The 17,561-nt window shown below is 68.6% G+C and carries 15 protein-coding genes and 1 riboswitch; of the genes, 9 read left to right on the top strand and 6 right to left on the bottom strand.

The window, feature by feature from the left end; translation table 11 throughout:
• Positions 1–19: 19 nt before the first annotated feature.
• Positions 20–1,195: a hypothetical protein gene (locus tag J9315_RS14545; RefSeq protein ID WP_198500531.1), complete on the bottom strand. Its 1,176-nt coding sequence runs from the start codon at positions 1,193–1,195 to the stop codon at positions 20–22.
• A 53-nt stretch (positions 1,196–1,248) separates the two neighbouring features.
• Between J9315_RS14545 and J9315_RS14540 the strand changes: the two genes are divergently transcribed.
• Entirely contained in the window at positions 1,249–2,952 is a 1,704-nt protein-coding gene (locus J9315_RS14540) for a dihydroxyacetone kinase subunit DhaK (RefSeq protein WP_198500532.1), read from the top strand.
• 40 nt (positions 2,953–2,992) lie between these two features.
• On the opposite strand, the gene J9315_RS14535 is transcribed toward J9315_RS14540, so the two are convergent.
• Together J9315_RS14535 and J9315_RS14530 are read right to left on the bottom strand one after the other, a co-directional pair.
• Positions 2,993–3,664 (bottom strand): TenA family protein, encoded by a 672-nt coding sequence (locus J9315_RS14535; RefSeq protein WP_198500533.1) that lies wholly within the window; start codon positions 3,662–3,664, stop codon positions 2,993–2,995.
• A riboswitch (TPP riboswitch) is annotated at positions 3,661–3,765 on the bottom strand. Its footprint overlaps the gene before it by 4 nt.
• A 7-nt stretch (positions 3,766–3,772) precedes the next feature.
• Positions 3,773–4,783 carry an alpha-L-glutamate ligase gene (locus tag J9315_RS14530; RefSeq protein ID WP_211978149.1) on the bottom strand — a complete coding sequence of 337 codons (1,011 nt, stop codon included), beginning with the start codon at positions 4,781–4,783 and terminating at the stop codon, positions 3,773–3,775.
• A 112-nt stretch (positions 4,784–4,895) separates the two neighbouring features.
• Here J9315_RS14530 and J9315_RS14525 point away from each other — a divergent pair, with 112 nt between their 5' ends.
• The gene (locus tag J9315_RS14525) at positions 4,896–5,258 is read left to right on the top strand and encodes a VOC family protein (RefSeq protein WP_198500535.1); all 363 of its coding nucleotides are present in this window, start codon (positions 4,896–4,898) and stop codon (positions 5,256–5,258) included.
• A gap of 60 nt (positions 5,259–5,318) precedes the next feature.
• Here the strand turns inward: J9315_RS14525 and J9315_RS14520 are convergent, their stop codons facing one another.
• Entirely contained in the window at positions 5,319–6,260 is a 942-nt protein-coding gene (locus J9315_RS14520; protein WP_211978148.1) for an alpha/beta hydrolase, read from the bottom strand.
• Positions 6,261–6,353: 93 nt separating this feature from the next.
• On the opposite strand from J9315_RS14520, the gene J9315_RS14515 reads away from it, so the two are divergent.
• The 4 genes from J9315_RS14515 (at position 6,354) to J9315_RS14500 (ending at position 10,851) form a co-directional block, all read left to right on the top strand.
• On the top strand, positions 6,354–6,908 hold the full coding sequence (locus J9315_RS14515; RefSeq protein ID WP_211978147.1) for a HutD family protein: 555 nt from the start codon (positions 6,354–6,356) through the stop codon (positions 6,906–6,908).
• A 298-nt stretch (positions 6,909–7,206) separates the two neighbouring features.
• On the top strand, positions 7,207–8,607 hold the full coding sequence (locus tag J9315_RS14510; protein WP_211978146.1) for a hypothetical protein: 1,401 nt from the start codon (positions 7,207–7,209) through the stop codon (positions 8,605–8,607).
• A 208-nt stretch (positions 8,608–8,815) separates the two neighbouring features.
• Positions 8,816–9,985 carry a Cmx/CmrA family chloramphenicol efflux MFS transporter gene (locus J9315_RS14505; protein WP_211978145.1) on the top strand — a complete coding sequence of 390 codons (1,170 nt, stop codon included), beginning with the start codon at positions 8,816–8,818 and terminating at the stop codon, positions 9,983–9,985.
• Between the two features lie 20 nt (positions 9,986–10,005).
• A complete protein-coding gene (locus J9315_RS14500; RefSeq protein WP_211978144.1) occupies positions 10,006–10,851 on the top strand; it encodes a DNA-formamidopyrimidine glycosylase family protein in 846 nt (281 codons plus the stop codon).
• Between the two features lie 317 nt (positions 10,852–11,168).
• Here J9315_RS14500 and J9315_RS14495 read toward each other — a convergent pair whose 3' ends face one another.
• Positions 11,169–12,092, bottom strand: coding sequence for a LysR substrate-binding domain-containing protein (locus tag J9315_RS14495; RefSeq protein WP_198500541.1), 924 nt, complete (start codon positions 12,090–12,092; stop codon positions 11,169–11,171).
• Between the two features lie 206 nt (positions 12,093–12,298).
• On the opposite strand from J9315_RS14495, the gene J9315_RS14490 reads away from it, so the two are divergent.
• Complete coding sequence (locus J9315_RS14490) at positions 12,299–13,837, top strand: DASS family sodium-coupled anion symporter (protein ID WP_198500542.1); 1,539 nt, start codon at positions 12,299–12,301, stop codon at positions 13,835–13,837.
• 20 nt (positions 13,838–13,857) lie between these two features.
• On the opposite strand, the gene J9315_RS14485 is transcribed toward J9315_RS14490, so the two are convergent.
• Positions 13,858–15,762: a primary-amine oxidase gene (locus tag J9315_RS14485; protein ID WP_198500543.1), complete on the bottom strand. Its 1,905-nt coding sequence runs from the start codon at positions 15,760–15,762 to the stop codon at positions 13,858–13,860.
• Between the two features lie 122 nt (positions 15,763–15,884).
• Between J9315_RS14485 and J9315_RS14480 the strand changes: the two genes are divergently transcribed.
• Both J9315_RS14480 and J9315_RS14475 read left to right on the top strand, forming a co-directional pair.
• Positions 15,885–16,544 carry a TetR/AcrR family transcriptional regulator gene (locus tag J9315_RS14480; protein WP_198500544.1) on the top strand — a complete coding sequence of 220 codons (660 nt, stop codon included), beginning with the start codon at positions 15,885–15,887 and terminating at the stop codon, positions 16,542–16,544.
• 5 nt (positions 16,545–16,549) lie between these two features.
• Positions 16,550–17,482: a helix-turn-helix domain-containing protein gene (locus tag J9315_RS14475; RefSeq protein WP_198500545.1), complete on the top strand. Its 933-nt coding sequence runs from the start codon at positions 16,550–16,552 to the stop codon at positions 17,480–17,482.
• Positions 17,483–17,561: the final 79 nt, after the last annotated feature.

Raw genomic sequence — 17,561 nt, 5'->3', positions numbered from 1 at the left:
CCAGAACGTCGCTTGTGCCTCAGAACTCGCCGAGGCCGTTCTGGAGGAGGTCGCGCAATGCGGAGCGGGCGAGGCCGAGCTCTTCGAAGCCGTCGTACTCGACATCACCGATGGCGACCGCATCCGGTGTCGTCACCCAGTCGCAGAGGACGGTGCTCGACCCGAGTCGATCGGTGCCGAAGAGGAGGAGACTCGCGACGATCGGGGTCTCACCGGCGGGCAGGGCCCGCGTCGCGAGCGTGGCGATCCGCGGATCGAGCGGACGCGTCGGTGAGTCGTCGGGGACGAGGGAGCTCAGTTCGGGCAGCGTCTCCCGCGTCAGCCGCGCGGGGTCGTCGTCATCGTCGAAACTGTCGAGGAGGCCCGCCTCGACTTCGAACACCATCCGCGCCAGGGCACCCGCGAGCACGTTCTCATCGAGCAGCGGCGTGCGCCGGGTGTATCGCTGGATTCCGCCATCCGAGCCGGTGGTGAGGATGAGCGACCAGACGGCGCTGACGTCGACGTCATCCGGCAGAGGCAGGAACACCCAGCCGGCGAAGAGCTCACCGAACGTCGTCACGCCCGGGAGGGAGTCGTCGGGGGCATCCGGGGTCGTCACAGACGGGCCGGCGCTGCCCTCGTCTTCGTCCGATTCCTCGTCATCGTCGTCGAAGGGACTGAACGAGAGCGTCTCGGCGAACCGCGCCTGAGCCACACGGAGCAGCCCCTCGACGAGCTCGCTGCTGACATCCTCGGTGAGGAGTTCGACGTTGCCGGATTCGAACGGGTCGTCATCGCAGATGAGGGCGACGTAGCGGCCGGTGGCCTCATGCCCGGGCGGCAGCGGGAAGACCGTGAGCTGGGACAGTGCCGCCGAGGCCTCTTCGACGAGGACATCGCCGCTGAGCTGGGACAACGTCCTGTCCTGCGCTTCTCCATCCTCCGCGCTGTCATCATCGATCGGCACCTCGTCATCGACCCACGCGTTCGCGGCTTCGGTTTCGACGAGGAAGCCCGAGATCTGCGAGAGGATCGTCGCGTACGACGCCCCGTCGGAGGTGCGCTCGATCCACCCGGTCTCCCCGTCCGCGTTCTCCGTTTCGAAGTACCCCCACACGGTGGTGGGGAAGAACCGCGGCGGGACGGTCTCGATGATCTCGGGGCAGAACAGCCCGAACGGAATGCGTCCGGACTCGGCAGGGGAATCGTTCATCGGTCAATAGTGCCACGTGGTGCCCGGCATCACCGGACGTTAGGCTGGCCGTCATGAACGCGTTCTTCGTCTCGTCCACCCCGATCCCCTCAGCGCTGCGCGGGTTCGCCCGGGCCCACAGCGATCTCGTCGCGCTCACCGAGGATCCCCTGTTCGTGAGTTCGACAGCGCAGTCCCCGACGCGGACCGTCGGCCTCGTCTCCGGCGGCGGCTCCGGTCACGAACCGATGCACGTCGGCTTCGTCGGCCCGGGCATGCTCGACGCCGCCGTCCCCGGTGAGGTCTTCGCCTCACCGCACAACGCGCAGATCTTCGCGGCGTCGCAGGCGGTGGCCGGCCCCGACGGCGTCCTCCACATCGTCAAGAACTACACGGGCGACGTCATCAACTTCGGCATCGCCGCCGAACGTCTCCGCGCCGCCGGCATCCCCGTGGCGACCGTGCTCGTCGACGACGACATCGCCACCGACAGCGACGACACCGAGACCGGCCGCCGCGGCACCGGGGCGACCGTCATCGTCGAGAAGATCCTCGGCGCTGCCGCCGACGCCGGGTGGGGTCTCGACGAGCTTGCCGACCTCGGCGCCGAGGTGGTCGCCCGGTCCCGGAGCCTCGCCGTGGCCGCTCGCGCCCAGACCGATGCCCACACCGGTCGGCCCGCGTTCGACCTTCCCGAGGGCACCCTCGAATACGGCGTCGGCATCCACGGTGAGCGCGCAGCGACCTCGATTCCGCACGACGGCTTCGAGGCTCTCATCGACCGGATGTGCCGTGAGCTCCTCGCCGCGGTTCCCGGCACCCCGGCCGACGACGAGCTCCTCGTCCTCGTCAACGGACTCGGCGCGACGACCCAGATCGAACTCTTCAATGTCCACGACGCCCTCGGTGCCGCCCTCGAGACCGCAGGCGAGTCGATCGCCGCGTCCCTTGTCGGCAGCTATGTCACCGCGCTCGACATGACCGGGTTCTCCCTCACCGTCACCCGCCTGCAGCCGTCCTGGCTCGACTGGTGGAACGCCGCCTCCCGCACCGCGGCGTTCCCCACCCGCGGCGGTGAGTCCGCGCACGCCGAGGCGGTGCCGACGGCAGCGGCGACGCGGAGTGCGCAGGAGCCGACGTCGACCGCCGACTCTCTGCGGCAGCGGACGGCAGCCGGTGGGGACACGGATCTCGAGACCGCGGTGCTCCGCCGGTTCGCCGAACTCGTCGAGGAGCAGCACGCCCATCTGACGGAACTCGATCAGGTGGGCGGTGACGGGGACTTCGGGGACAACCTCCGCGGTGGACTGCGCCACGCCACTCGACTCGTCGACTCCTCCGAGGCCGCGGGATTCGCCGCAGCCGAAGCGGCGTTCCTCGGCGGCGTCGGCGGCACGAGCGGACCGCTCCTCGGCCTGCTCTTCCACGAGCTCAGCGCCGGTTACGCCGAACTCGACGCCGACACCCACCGCGAGACCGCGTCTGACCTCTGGAAGCGGGCGACGGCGGCCGGATGCGCGGCGATCCAGCGCGTCGGCGGCGCTGAGACCGGGGATCGGACCGTCGTCGACGTCCTCCATCCCACCGCCTCGGCGTTCGGGAAGGGATTCGCCTCAGCGGCGCAGACCGCCGCCGAGGCGGCACAGGCGACGGCCGACATGCAGGCGAGGCGGGGTCGGGCGAGCTACGTCGACGGCCGCGGAGCCGGCACACCCGACGCCGGAGCCGTGGGCATCTCGCTCCTCTTCTCCGCTGCCGCCGAAGTCTACGAGAAGTAGCCCTAGCCGGTACGAGAAGCAGCCTGGCCCGGCAGCGCGGTCACCGGTACGCCTCGTCGAAGAACGCGCGTTCGAGCCCGACGGCCCGCTGCCACAGATCGGCCAGGCGCTGCCGGGCGGCAGCCGATGCCGCATCGTCCCCGCGCGGGTACACCCGTTCGAGTTCGTCGACGAGGAACTGCACCCAGCCGGTGAAGGCCTCCCCGCGGTGGAGGTCGATCCACCCGGTGTGGAGGTCGCGGCTCGGCATGGCCCGATCCTGCTCGCCCCACTCGAGGTAGAGCCATTCGGCGATGACGAGGACGACGAGGACGTCGGGGTACGACGCCGCGGCGACCGCCTCGCGCATGACGTCGCGGAACCCCGCGGTCACCTCGGTGAGCTGGGGATCGGTGTAGTCCGCGGGCTCCACCCCCACCTCGGCGAAGGCGCGGAGGAAGTACGAATCCTCATCGGCGGCGAGGAACCCGAGCTGCTGGGCGAACCGGAGCTTCGCGGTGATGGTGTCGGCGTGGGCGACGCTGGCGCCGAGCATCGAGAGGAAGTCATCGAAGAACTGGTAGTCCTGGACGAGGTACTTCGCCATCACCGCGTCGTCGACGGTGCCCGCGAAGAGCTCGGAGACGAACCGGTGATGGGTCGCCGCGGTCCACTCCGCCTCGGCGCTCGCCCGCAGCTCGGGCACGGCTCCGCCGGTCGCGACTGTGATCATGATGAGCCTCCATCTTCCTCCGCCGGTGTCACCCGGATCAGGTTCTAAGGGTCTGCGTGCGCACTCTCAGCGCCGGTCGCGGCGCTCCCCTGTGGTGGTTCGAGACTATCAGCCGACCGGTGCCGCCACAGCTGCGTCATGATGGGCGGCCTCGAGCTTCGCGCCGAGCACCTCGGCCAGCCGGACGGCGGCAGGCTGACGGCCGGCCGCACGCTCGCCGGCCTCGACCTCGGCGTTGTAGTTCGTGTTCGTGTTGATGTCGTAGACGACCTGGCGACCGTCGGCGGTGTCGATGAATTCGACCCCGGCGAAGTCGATGCCGAGTTCGGTGAGCAGCGCCTCGAGCCGACCGATGAGCGGGGTGTCCGCGGTGATCTCGTCGCGCCGGGTGAACTGACTGTCGCCGAGGCTGCCGGCCGTCCCGGGAACGGCGCAGGCATCGGCGGGGCAGAGTTCGAAGGAACCGGCGGAGACGTCGACGGCGACCGCGTAGTGGAAGCGGCCGCCGATGAACTCGGCGCGCGTGATGAACGGCGCGGTCGGCTGCAGGTACTCCTGGACGAGGGTGATGCCGTCGATCGGCTCGGTGGACCCTCCGGGGGCGAAGTCGGCCACGGCGGCCTCGAGCTCGGCGTGCGAGTCGAAGCGGCGCACGCCCAGTCCCTTGCCGCCCTGGTTGTGCTTCGTGATGAACGGGGTCGCGAACCCGGCGGCCACCTCGGCGATCGCCGCTGATCCGAAGGCCGCCGAGGTGGCCGGCACGTCGATTCCGTGCGCGGCGAGCACGCGGTGCTGGCGGATCTTGCTGACCTCGAGCTCGAGGACCTGCGAGCCGTTGACGACGGTGCGGCCCGCGGCCTCGAGCCACGCGAGGACCGCGCGTCCGTACTCCTTGACGTGGGGGTCCGTGCGGGTGTGCGACGATGCCGAGAGTCGGGACCAGAAGACGCCCTCGGGCGGGGCGGCGGCGAGGTCGATCGCGGCACCGGGCAGCAGCCACTCGACGAGCTCGACGCCGAGGTCGGCGAAGGCGTCAGCGAACGGCGGGATCCACTCGGGATTGTCGTGGATGACGTAGACCGCGGGACCGTCCGCGACCGGCAGGGTGTGCGTGCTCATCGAAGTCCTCTCATGCGCCGTGGCTCTGGAAGCTGCGCTGTTATTGCTCAACAATTCTATCCAGGCGGTGATTCCCTGGGTCGTGTCCGCCCTGCGGCGTAGACTCGGGACCATGGCTATCGCAAAGCAGCCCGTGGTCGTTCTCGATGCTCCGGATGCTGGTGAGCTCGCCCAGTTCTACGGCGAACTCCTCGACTGGCAGGTCCGCGTCGACGACGACGGCACATGGGCCGAGATCACGTCCGATTCCTGGCCGCCCATCTGCTTCCAGCAGGTCGAGGACTACCACGCCCCGAGCTGGCCCAGCCAGGAGCACCCGCAGCAGATGCACATCGACGTCATGGTCGATGACCTCGATGCCGCCGAGGCTGAGGTCATCGGGCTCGGCGCCGGGAAGGCAGCCGTCCAGCCGGGGGAGACGTTCCGCGTCTTCCTCGACCCGGCCGGTCACCCGTTCTGCCTGTGTGTCAATTGAAACGCGGCGTCAATTGAAACGCTGCGTCACCTGAGACTCAGCCTCGGCTGAGACTCTGCGTCAACTGAGACTCAGCACGTCGTCGACGGCGTCGATGACGGCATCGGGACGCTCATGGGTGATGAGATGCCCGGCGTCGTCGAGGACGACGAGCCTGCCCTGCGGCATCGCGTCGACGATCGTCGCCGCGGCCGCGTTCTGACGCGTGCGCATCCGCCGCTCGAGCGGTCCCCGCTGCCGACCGCCTTGGAGGACGACGCCGGGCACGTCCGGTCCGCCCTTGCGTTCGAGCATCCGCATGAGCGCGATCGACGAGGTGACATGCCGTTCCTCGCGCAGCGCCATGCGCATCGCCCGCTGGGTGAGCGAGTCGCGCCAGAACAGGGCGAGGTCCGCCTCGGCGATCAGCGGTGATGCCCCGTCGGGCAGAAGTGTTCGGGTGAAGCGATCGCCCTGGCCGGTCCGGATGAGCAGCGACCCGAGCCGCATCGAACCGGCGTTGAGGGCCGCGACCGTGGGGGAGAGGATCGCCGAGGCGGTCGCATCGACGAGCACCATCCCGGCGATCCGCTCGGGGTTGAGGTGCGCGAAGAGTCTGACGATCGGTCCGCCCCAGCTGTGGCCGACGAGGACGACCGGCTCGTTCCCGGCGACCTGGTCGACCACCTCGGCAAGGTCGTCGACGATCCGCTCGAGACTGCGCGGACTCCGGTCGTCAGCGCTGCCGCCGATGTTCGCGCGGTCGTAGGACACGGTGTGGGCGCGGGTGGCGACGTCTCGTTGGATGTGCGTCCACGCGGCGGCCGAGGCACCCATGCCCGCCTCGAAGACGACGCACGGACCAGTCGCGTCACCTGCGGTGACGGTGCGGATGCGGCGGCCGTCGCTGAGCGTGACGACCTCCTCGGTGAGGCCATCACCGGGATCGAGGTGCGGCGGGCCTGACGTGTCAGATGAATCTGCTGACTTGTCAGACGAGTCAGGGCGGGGCGGAACGGTCATCGCTGCTTCCTTGCCGGAGGTCCGTGTGTTCCCAGGCTAGCCCCTCGCCCGTGATAGCGACCGACGACGGCGGGCGCACCTACGATGGATGCCATGGAGATCATCGCGTCGTTCGCCGACATCGTCCCTGTTCCCTGGGCCAACGGCGCGGGCGAGACGACCGAGCTCGTCGCTCTCGACGCCTCCACGGCGCTCATTCCCGACCGGCGTCCGTGGCGGCTGAGCATCGCCCGCCTCGAGCGGACCGGTCCGTTCTCGTCCCTGCCCGGGCTCGACCGGACGTTCCTGCCCACCGACGCCGAGGTGGTCCTCGACATCGCCGGTACCCCGCACCGGGCCGGCCCCGGATCTCCGCTGCGCTTCTCCGGGTCCGATGCCGTCGCGCTCACCGACCTCACGGGCCCGACCTTCGCCGTCAACCTCATGGTCGTCACCGACGAGGCGGCAATGCCGCCGCTGACGATGATCCCCGACCCCACCGTGACGGCAGAGGCCGGAGAGTCTGCTCGGCCCGGCGAGTCCGCTCGGCCGCGGTTCGCGCTCGCCCTCACCGACGGCCCGCACTGGCGCCGCTTCGATCTCCTCCGCCTCGGCGAGGGCGATGCCATGGTGCCGGGGGACCGCCTCGGCGGGATCGGTTTCGCCTGACGGGTGACAAGGTTCCTGGACAAACCATGTCAGTCGCCTGTTCCGCCCGTCACACGACCGCGCATCGGTCCAGGTCATGGGGGACGGGCCAGGCGTCGGCGTCCAGACGGTTCTCAGGTTCGGGGGACCCCGGTCAGCGTCTCCGGACCTCGGCAGAGAATACTGGGGAGAGTCACACAGTCTTGGAGGTACGTTGGCGCCGCAGAACAGAGATCCGCATGACCCGAACGATCCCGCAACGGGGTCGACTCCGCAGGAGAGCCGGCCGTCCCAGGCCCTGCCGATGGTCACGGAGGAGATGACGGCTGCCCATCAGCCGGTCCTGCCACCCAACCCGATTCGTCGCGACGGTCCCGTCACCGAGAGCCGGCCGGCGCACACCGAGCCGGTCCACGCCCAGCAGACGGCCGCGCAGCCGACGTCAGTGCATCCGACATCTGTCACTCAGCCGACATCAGTCGCACCCGCGGTCGCCGCGGAGACGACGACCCTCGACACCGCGGACGGTGATGAGGGCACGGACGAGAAGAAGGAGAAGGGCGGCAACGGGATCTCCGCGACCCAGCTGCTCGCCGGTGCCGGTGCGGCCGCGACGTCGTCGATCGTCGGCGGTCAGCTCGGTGTGGCCGGAACCGTCATCGGGGCGGGCATCGCGAGCATCGTCACCGCGCTCGCCGTCAGCATCTACAGCAAGAGCATCGAGAAGGGCAAGGAAGCCGTCAAGGAGGTCGGGTCGAAGCTCGCTCCTGCCGTGAAGAAGGGCGCGACCCTCCCGCTCGTCGGCCCCGGTGCCGGTGCCCCCGGCAGCACGAACCCTGACGCCCCCGGCAGCGACCAGAACGCCGTGTACGGCACGGTTCCCGGCAGCACAGTACACGACAGCACAGCACCCGGCAGTGCAGGCCCCGACGGTGCAGGCCCGGAGGCCACGGCGGTCTACGGTGCCGTCGACGGCGATCCGTCGCGCACCGATTCGGCGTTCGGCAACCTCGACGAGACTGAGGCGAACGCCGAGGCGGCCGCGGGCACAGATGCCGACGACGAGCCGAAGTCGTGGCTGCAGAAGCTCAAGCGCAAGCGCGTCCTCTACCCGGTGGCCATCGGCGTCGCCGCGTTCGGCATCGGCCTCGGCGGCGTCGTCATCGCCGAGAACCTCACGCAGGCCGACATCTCTCCGGGCACCTCGCAGATCTCGCGATCGGTGACCGGCGACTCCGGCAGCGGCGACGAGTCCGGATCGTCATCGAGCGACGGCGGCAGCGACGGCGGCTCGAACTCCGGGAACTCGAGCGGGGAGAGCGGCAGAAGCACCAGCAGCGACAGCAGCTCGTCGACGTCGGGGGAGAGCGACCAGAGCTCGACGTCCTCGTCGAACAGCGATCAGACCGGCACGGAGCAGGGCACGAACTCGAGCAGCGACACGAGCGGCACGTCCTCGGACACCTCCGGGTCGAGCAGCTCGAGCTCGGACTCCTCGTCGACCTCGGACGGCTCGGGCAGCAGCACGAGCAGCGACTCGGGAACCTCCGGTTCGGGCAGCAGCGGCAGCGGCTCGGATTCCGGTGGCAGCGGCTCGAGCAGCGGATCCGGCTCGAGCGGCAGCGGGTCGAGCGGGTCGGGCGGTTCCGGCAGCGGCGGCTCCGGATCCGGTTCAGGCAGCAGCGGCTCAGGCGGCAGTGCCGCCGGCTCCCAGGGCTGACCCGCACCACACCCGGGACCCGCCTCGGGGCGTGATCCGCCCCGGGGCGTTGCTGTTCCCCCACGCCCCCGTTAGCCTTGGACGCGTGAGCACACCAGAAGCATCCAGGACCGGGCTGTCGGCACGCCGATAGCCCGGAGATCCTCATCCCGGCACCGGCAGTGCCAGACGGTTCATCCCTCTACTGCTGCGTCCGAAAGGCTGCTTCATGCCTGTGCTGCTCTATCTCCTTGCCCTCGCCGTGTTCGCGCAGGGCACCTCTGAGTTCGTCCTCGTCGGTCTGCTCACCGACATCTCCCGTGATCTCGACGTCTCCCTCGCCGAGGCGGGGCTGCTGACCACCGCATTCGCCGTGGGCATGGTCGTCGGCGCCCCGGTGATGGCGGCGGCGAGCCGACGGTTCTCGCCGCGGTCGGCACTGGCGGGCTTCCTCGTCGTCTTCGTCCTCGCGCATGTCGGCGGTGCGCTCACCGACTCGTTCCCCGTCCTCGTCGCCACCCGCAGTCTCGCCGCTGTCGCCAATGCGGGGTTCGTGGCGGTCACGCTCGCGCTCATCCCCCGACTCGTCGCCCCCGGACGACAGGGTCGGGCGATCGGGGTCGTCCTCGCCGGGACGACGCTCGCGCTCATCGCCGGGGTGCCGGCGGGGGCGTTCCTCGCTTCCGGCTTCGGCTGGCGGTCGGCGCTGTGGGTGATCGCCGCCCTCTGCGTGCCCGCGCTCCTCGGCGTGCTCGCGGCTGCCCCGGGAGGGACCGCGCACGCGGCCGACCGGATTCCGCTGCGCGCCGAGTTCGCGTCGCTGCGCTCCCCGGACCTCCTCGTCGTCATCGCTGTCGCGGTGCTCGTCAACGCCGCGACGTTCGGGGCGTTCACCTATCTCGCGGCGGTCACCGAGGTCGCGCACGGTCTCACCGGTGCCGCCGTGCCCGTGCTCCTCGCGGTGTTCGGCATCGGTGCCTTCGGCGGCGTCAGCGTCGCCGGTCGCTTCGCCGATGCGCAGTGGAGGCGGCTCCTCGGGGCGCTCGGACCTCTCCTCGTGCTCACCTGGATCGGGCTCGCCCTCACGGTCACGGGTGCGGGGACGGACGGCCGCCTCGGCGCGGTCATGCTCTGGGTGCTCACCCCGCTGGTCGGATTCCTCTCGTTCGCGATCGGCAGCACCCTCATTGCGCGCATCGTCGCCACTGCCGCCGGTGCCCCCACACTCGGCGGGTCGTTCGCGACGGTCGCGCTCAACCTCGGTGCGGCGGTCGGACCGGTCCTCGCCGGGCTCGCCCTGCAGCGGTTCGGTCCGGTCGGGCCGTTCGGTGTCAGTGCCGTCTGCGCGGGTCTCGGCATCGTCGTCATCCTCCGGCGGCTGTCCCTTGTGCGGGAGTGAGGCGGGCGCATACTGGACTCATGCCGGAACTGCCCGAGGTCTCAGCGCTCGTCGACTTCCTCACCCCGCGTCTCGTCGGTGAGTTCATCGCGCAGGTCGACATCGCCGAGCTCTCGCTGCTGCACACCGCCGACCCGCCGCTCGAGGCCGTCATCGGGCTCGAGATCACCGGGGTGAGGCGCGTCGGCAAAGCGCTCGTCATCGACTTCGACGGGCTGTCCCTGGTGTGCCGATTCGCCCGCGCCGGCTGGCTGGTCTGGCACGATGTCATTCCGTCGACGCCGGTGCGGATGGGGAAGGGGCCGCTGGGGATGCGGGTCACGTTCGCTTCTGGTTCAGGGTTCGACCTCACCGAGGCGGGGACGAAGAAGAACGCGTCCGTGTCCCTCGTCCGCGACCTCGGCGACCTCACCGCGCTCGCCGATGCCGGTCCCGACGCCCTGGAGGTCACCGCGGAGCAGTTCGCCGTCGCGCTCGCCGGGACGACCTCGCGGATCAAGACGGTGCTCGACGATCAGAGCGTCGTCGCGGGCATCGGCAACGCCTTCTCCGACGAGATCCTCCACACCGCGAAGATCTCCCCGTTCGCGACGGCGAACAAGGTCGATGCCGACGCCGTGTTCGCGGCGATGACCTCGGTGCTCACCGCGGCACGGGATGCGCTCTCGGGACTGCCTCCGGCGAAGATCAAGGCCGCGAAGAAGAAGCTGCTGCGCGTGCACGGGAGGACCGGTCAGACGTGTCCGGTGTGCGGGACGACGATCGCCGAGGTCTCCTTCGCCGACCGGTCGCTCCAGTACTGCCCCGGGTGCCAGACCGGTGGGAAGCGACTGAGCGACCGACGCATGGACCGCCTCCTCAAATAGCGGCGGCTGAGGCCGAGGGGTCGATGATGACGAAGCAGCCCCACAGCCGAACACCACCGACCGTGACCCGCAGCGACGTGGGCGCCAGGATTCCGAGGTCGAGCTGGCGGTGAGCACCGTGGAGTGCGCGCCGGTACGAGCCTCGGGCCCAGCCACTCTGAGAGTCCCGCTGCGGCACCTTTCGGACCGAACCGCAGAGCGGTGTTGAAGCACTGGCTGAAGCGGTGCTCGTCCGGTGGAGCCAGCGTGTCTCCTCAGCGACCGGGCGGGATTGCCGACGCAATCGATCCTGGGGAAGCAGTGGTCTTCTCGCGTTGTCAGGCGTTGTCGCGCAGGTGCGCGGAGGCAGCTCTGGTCAGGTTGGCAAACGCCGACTGGAGCGGCGTGATGGCGTGGCTTCCGTGGTCGCCGTGAGCGCGTCGGGCAACGGCGAGGCCGATGGTGAGCTGCTCAGCCAGCGGTCGGACAGCGATCGATGTCCGCAATGGCAGTCCTGAGGGATCCGGGATCAGTGCGACCCCCAAGCCGGCGCTGACCATTGCAATGAGAGTGGAGGTCTCCGTTGCGGTCTGGACGATGCGAGGGCGGAACCCCAGTTGTCGGTAGAGCTCCCAGACTGCAGACGCCACCGTGGAAGAGCGGGGATAGCTGACAAGGCCGGTGTCGGCCAACTCTGCCACGCTCACCGGATGCCCTTGAGGAGAACGGCAGATCGCGGGATGGTTCATCGGGAGAATCGCCACGATCGGAGTCTGTTCGAACTCGTCGAGTATGAGTTCGCCCGATTGCACTGGCGGCCGCAGTACAGCGATATCGATGCGGTTCTCAAGCAGGGCGTTCTCCATCTGGGGTGTGAGCATCTCACCGGAGATCTGAAGACGCACATTGGGGAGCTCGGTCTGCGCGCGTCTGACGACCTCAGGCATGAGCCTGTATGTTGCCGTTCCCGAGAACCCGACCCGGAGAACACCGGCGGCACCGCGGCCCACTTCCGCAACGTCGAACTCTGCGGCTTCGACGTCGGAGAGCAGCTGCCGGGCTCGATCCATGAGGAGCAGCCCCGCCTCGGTGACCTCGACTCTGCGCGTCGTTCGCTCGAACAGTGTGGTGCCGAGTTCGGCTTCGAGCTGTTTGATTTGGTTGGAGAGCGGAGGCTGGGCCATGTGCAGTCGATCTGCAGCGCGCCCGAAATGCTTCTCCTCTGCCACTGCAAGGAAATAGCGCAGGTGTCTCAGTTCCATAGGGGTTCCAATCACGGTTGACGCACGCGAGAAATCAAGCCCGGCGTGATCATTGCCGAACGGCCTCTCGGACCTCGATTCATATCGTCATCATATGAAAAGAGGAAAAACCTGTACTTCTGTATCTTGATCGTCAACTCTACAGTGATTGAGATCACTGGGAATCCTCGCTGTGATTCTGCGCGGGGACCGAGCTGGGAGATGACATGACTGACGCAACGACGCATCGGACGGGAAGCCACGAGACGAACCCCGAAGACACGCTGGACGGCGGACGGAGGCGCAACTGGTGGCTCGTCACACTTGGACCGCTGGCTGGTCTCGTCCTCGCCGCAATCCTGCCTGACTCCCTCTCGTTCGAGGGCCGGGCTGTGGCCGGGTGCGGGCTGTGGATGGCGCTGTGGTGGATGACCGAGGCTGCGCCCATCCCAGTGACTTCGCTTCTCCCGCTGGTGCTGTTTCCCCTGTTCGGAATGGGAGAGATGAAAGCCGTGGCGGCCCCTTACGCCGATCCGGTGATCTTCCTGGTCCTGGGTGGCGTCATACTCGGTCTGGCTGCTGAGAAGTCTCGGTTGCACCTGCGTGTCGCGCTCGTGACCATTCGCCTGGTGGGCACCAAGCCATCGCAGATAGTCCTCGGACTCATGATTGCTTCTGCGTTCGTTTCTGCGTGGGTCTCGAACACCGCCACCGCAGTCATCATGGTTCCCATCGCCGTCTCGATCATCGATCTCGTGCGGAGAGTGAACAGGCAGGCAGTCGGTCCGAAGTTCGCCGCGTCGATGCTTCTCGGTGTTGCCTACGGAGTGACGATCGGATCGACGGCAACGCTGATCGGCCAGCCCCCGATGGCGCTCATGAAGGGCTATCTCAGTGAGGCCTATGACTTCGACATGGGGTTCGGCACCTGGATGCTCATCGGGATCCCGTGGGCGATCGTCATGCTGTTCATTGCATGGGCGGTTCTCACCAAATTGGTGTTCCGTCCAGAGGTCGACAAGCTCCCAGGAGGTGAGGGTGTGATCCGCGAGGAACTCGCGAAACTCGGGCGAATGACCACCGCGGAGCGCCGAGTGTCGGTGATCTTCTTGGTGGCGATCTTCTTCTGGGTCGCTGTTCCGTTTCTCGCGCAGATTCCGTGGCTGGCCGCCAACGCCGCCTTTCTCGGGTCAATCGATGACGCGCAGGTTGCAATGGCTGCGGCGATCGCCTGTTTCATCGTGCCCGCTGGGGGCGGCACGAACGGCAGCGACGGGCGGGCGCTGTTGCGATGGTCGGACGCGAAGGAGGTCCCCTGGGGCCTGCTGCTGCTCTTCGGCGGAGGCCTGTCCCTGTCGGCGATGTTCACTGCCACGGGTTTCTCAGGATGGGTGGGAGAGCAGGTTGCCGGTCTGACGGGCCTGCCCCCATGGCTGATCATCGTCGCAGTCATTGTCGTAGGTCTCGGCTTGACCGAGCTGACATCGAACACCGCTACCGCAGCGGCGTTCCTGCCGATCTTCGGTGCCGTCGCGGTGGGGGTCGGCCTCGATCCGCTATTCATGACGATTGCGGTGACCCTCGCTGTCTGCTCCGCCTACATGCTTCCAGTCGCGACGCCCTCCAACGCCGTGGCGTTCGGCACGGGTGAAGTCTCCATCAAGCAGATGATGCGTGCGGGACTGTGGTTGAACGTCATCTCACTCGGGTTGATCATGATCGTCATGTATACGCTGGTTCCAGTCGTCTTCGGGGTCTCTCTCTGATCGTGTGACCCGCCCGCCCCTCACTCCGCGCAGCAGTGGCCGCCGGAGTCGGGGGCCGGCACGTCGAGGACGGGGGAGCGGTCGAAGAAGCCCTCGGGGCGCAGCTTGAAGCCGACGGTATCGACGGGCATGATCGGCCAGTCCTCGACGCGTGGAAAGTGCGTGAGCCCGAACGTGTGCCACACGACGATGTCCTCACCGTCGACGCTGCGGTCGGCCTGCGTCCATGTCGGCAGGCCGGCATGACCGGCGTGCTGGTTGGGGAAATCGCCGGTCGGGTACCGCTCGTCGACGTCGTACTGGCTCACCCACAGCGCCTTCGACGCGAACGTCGCCCGCTTGTGGACCGAGGACTCCTCGGCGGCGAGCAGCGTCGGCAGACCGGCCGGATGGAGTTTGTAGGCGACGGGCTCGCCGAGGCGGTTGATCGACTCCGGGTTCGACACCACCCACGTCCGGGCCACCGACTGGTCGGCGTCGCGCTGGGCCGCGAGCTCCGTGGCGAGCAGGGTGCGCTTGCGGGTGAAGGCGTTGCCGCGCGGGTTCTCATCCGAGACCGGCAGCCGGACGACGTCCTCCTCCTCGACCCGGCAGCCGCCGCCGTCGAGGGCGAAGTCGAGGCGGGCGCCGAAGAGATGCTGGTGGAACGGGGCGCCGAGCCCCGGTGCGATCTCCGAGGCGAAGTCCGTCGAGCCGTTCGGCAGCGCCGAGGTGAAGACCACGCCCGTCGCCTTCGCCTCGAACTCGATCGTCCCGTCGAGGTAGAGGTACCAGTAGAACCCGTAGTCGTAGTTGCCGACGGTGGTGAAGAACGAGACGACGAAGCGCCGGTTGCGCCGCGTGTAGGCGACCCCCGACCACAGGTCCGAATGCTTCGCGAGCACCCCGGCATCCTCCTCGTGCATGCAGATGCCGTTGCGGATCTGCCGCGGCTCGCCGAGGTTGTTGACGACCCACGGGGAGAGGTAGGTGATGTCGCCGAGGCAGTCGCACCCGAGTTCGAGCGAGTTCGCCCACTGGCCGACGAGGTATTCGCCGGTGTCGAAGTAGTTCTGCCACGACCGCACCGGGGAGGGATCGCCGTAGGGGACGACCATCTCCGCGATCGCGGCCCGGTCGAGGATCCGCCGGGTCTCATCCCCGTCGGTGAACGCGATGTTGTGGAGGACGAGACCCTCGCGCATGTCGAAGCCGACGTCGAAGGACCACTTCTCCCAGTCGATGTGGTTGCCGTCGGTGACGGTGAAGCTCGGTCCCTCGGGCTGGGTGATCGAGATCGGCTTCTGTGTCGTGCGCAGCGGACCGGTGAGCTCGGGGTCGGTGTAGTTGCCGTGCTCGGCCGGGATCGGCACGTCCTCGAGGTCGAGGACCTGGTCGACGCTGCGGTTCGTCACATCGACGTAGGCGACGAGGCCGTCGATGGGGTGCGCCCACGCGCTGTCGGAGGCGTGCTGCTGGTGGAACGCGAGCCCGCGGAGGATCCGCCGTCCCGCCTCGTCGGGGTATTCGAAGACACCGGCCGACAGGGGAGCGACCCGGACCTCGTCGAGGGCGAGACCGCGCCGGGCGATCGCCTCCTGCCACGCGGGATCCTCGCTGAGCACCTGTTCGACGATCTCGAACTCCTCTTCCATGACGGGGAACTCGCCGGCGACGGCGGAGTCGACCTCGGTGACGGATTCGACGCTGCGGTGGGTCGCGGACACGACGATGTCACGGGCGGTGCCGGCTTCCTTGTCGCTGACGAGGACGCGGAACCGGCGATCGACGGTGCTGGCGTCGCGCGCGGTGCCGCGGACGGGATCGAGGAGCCCGAGGTAGGCGATCCGCGCCGCGGCGGGGAAGAGATCGGCGTCGCGGAGCGTGTCGACGACCGTCGTCATCTCGTCATCCGTGGCCAGGGAGTAGGGGGTCTGGGGAGTCATCGTCCACCTCTGCGGTCTGAGGGTTCCAGGAATCTGGGGGTTGGCGATCAGGGGTTGGCGTGAGCCGGATCACGTTATAATCTACACTCGTAGGAAATAAAGTCAATGGGGATGGAGCACCGGTGCCGAAGATCGTCGACTACGCCCAGCGTCGCCGCGACATCGTCGACGCGACGATGCGGATCATCGCGCGCCAGGGCCTGCCGGGGGCGACGATGCGCGACATCGCCGCCGAGGCGGGGTTCGCCAACGGCGTCGTCAAGTCCTACTTCGGGTCGAAGGCCGACCTCCTCGCCGCGACCTATGTCGACGTCTACGAGGCGACGAATCGCCGCGTCGTCATCGCCACGGCGGGCCGGAGCGGGCTGACCGCGCTGCACGCGTTCGCCGCCGAGGTCGTTCCCCTCACCCCCGAGCTCCGCGACGAGGCCCGCGTCGTCCTCTCCTTCCTCGCCGAGGTGGCCCAGGATCCGGTCCGGGCCCGCGAGGTGCGGGCGACGATGGCCCGCTGGCGGGAGTGGATCCGCGGGTGGCTCGCCGAGGCGGCCGCTGCGGGGGAGATCTCCGCTGAAGTCAGCATCGACGTCGAGACCGACATCCTCCTCACCTACCTCTACGGGGCGCAGACGACGTCGATCCTCGGCGGGGAGAGCTTCGACTTCGAGGGATTCCGGACCCAGCTGAGCTACCTCATCGCGCGGCTCGACACCAGGCATGTCGGAACCCGGCATCTCGCAACCGGAACGCGCGAATCCAAGGAAACGGCACAGGCAGGCAGGTGAGAGCGATGACGCTGATGGAGAGCACGGCCGCGGACTTCGACGATTGGCGCAGCCTCGTCTCCGACTCGTTCGTGCCGCTCGAGACCGACCCGCAGCGCCGCGGAGCCTTCGCCGGCTCGATCAGCGCCCGAGACTACGACGCCGTCGTCATGTCCCACATCTGCGCCAACCCCCACGCGGTGCTGCGCACCCCGCGGCTCATCGCCGGCGGGGGAGAGGACTACTACAAGGTCTCCCTCCAGGTCAGCGGGCACGGTCTCCTCGTCCAGGACGGCCGCGAAGTGCCTTTGGCGCCGGGCACTCTCGCCCTCTACGACACGTCCCGGCCGTACACGCTCAGCTTCGACACCGACTCGACGTCGTACGTCATGATGTTCCCGCAGTCGCGGGTCACCCTGCCGCAGGACAGCGTCGCCCAGCTCACGGCGACGGCGATCGGCGCCGGCCACGACCTCGGCGCCGTCGTCTCCGATGTCATCGTCCGCGCCGGCACGATGCTGCCGACCCTGACCCGCTCGGTGGGGATCAGGTTCGCCGGCAATATCGTCGACCTGCTCACGACGGTCATGGCCGATGAGCTCAGCGACGGCGCCGAGGTGCCCGATGAGCGACAGCGGCTGTGGACTCAGGTCATCGCCCACATCGACGACCACCTCGGCGATCCGACGCTGTCACCGGCGACGATCGCAGCCGCGCACTTTATGTCCGTGCGCGCCCTCCACCAGCTGTTCGCCGGTGGGGAGAGTGTGGCCGGGGAGATCCGCCGACGGCGCATCGACCGCTGCCGGGTCGACCTCGCCGATCCCCTGCAGAGGCACGTGCCGGTCGCCGCGATCGGCGCGCGGTGGGGGCTGCCTGATCCGGCGCACTTCTCCCGCCTCTTCCGCAAGGTCGTCGGTCAGCCGCCCGCCGTCTTCCGCCGCACCCACCTCGAATGACCACTGTCGTTGCGTGACCCAGGTTGCCGGGTGACCCTGGCCGCCGGGTGAGGCTGTGCACGGGAGGTCAAGGGGACTG

This window comes from Brevibacterium sp. W7.2 (assembly GCF_018137945.1).
Lineage (GTDB): Bacteria > Actinomycetota > Actinomycetes > Actinomycetales > Brevibacteriaceae > Brevibacterium > Brevibacterium sanguinis.
This window is presented reverse-complemented; position numbering and strand designations above follow the sequence as displayed.